1 protein-coding gene is annotated in these 835 nt (G+C 31.3%); it reads right to left on the reverse strand.

The window, feature by feature from the left end; translation table 11 throughout:
* Positions 1–259 precede the first annotated feature (259 nt).
* A partial coding sequence (locus RCF13_RS10715) for a hypothetical protein (RefSeq protein ID WP_308141147.1) occupies positions 260–835 on the reverse strand: 576 nt, incomplete at its 5' end.

Below are 835 nucleotides of genomic sequence, written 5' to 3' on the forward strand. Positions count from 1 at the left end.
GGTACATACTATATTCCCCCTAAATTATTATTGTTTTCTTCTCAAACCTGTTATAGTTACTTTCAGCACTCCCCCTTTTTCTCTAAAACAATAAAAAAAGGACCTATTGTGCCGATTAATAAAGCTTAAAAGCTTGTTCATCGACCCAATAGGTCCTCGTTATTATAGTTTAGATAAAAATTATAAAAAATTCGTTATATTCGCATTATACTACTTTAAATTTGATATGAAAACCTCATTCAATAATAAATTTGAATTTTCAATTCATTCTTTGTCTCCAAGTCTTTGGTCTTGGGTTAGTTAAATAACCTAATCCATTCCCCACTAATACACCAAATTGCCCAAAACCATCTTTGGAGATATACCAACAAACTGAAGATAATAAACTATTTGATGCTTTATGATCATGTAAAGGTACTGGCGATTTATATACATTTTTTGTCCATCCCATAACTGCTTCAGTTCTACTCTTTACAACAGGCAATAATCGTTTACTATGATTTAGTATCCAACATCCAAATTCTTTTCCTGAGAATTCATCCTTCCCTTTATACCAGTATATTTCTTTATTCTGTAACCATACGAAGTAATCTGGAGCTTCCGGATATTGATGATGTATATAATCACTGCCAGTGATAGAAAAGGTCAGCTCATTATTAAACAAAGTGTCATTAATGATTAATTCCTGGTTATTAATATTAGTAAAGTATCTACAGCAATTTGCAGTCACTGGATCCATATAATTTACATCTTTAAAGAAAGGGCATGATTCTTCAAAGTGTAGACATTGCCTACACTCTTTGATTGATTTTTGTTGTTCTAATAATCTCATTCC

Origin of the sequence: Stenotrophomonas maltophilia group sp. RNC7, from assembly GCF_030910085.1 — a bacterium.
Lineage (GTDB): Bacteria > Pseudomonadota > Gammaproteobacteria > Xanthomonadales > Xanthomonadaceae > Stenotrophomonas > Stenotrophomonas sepilia.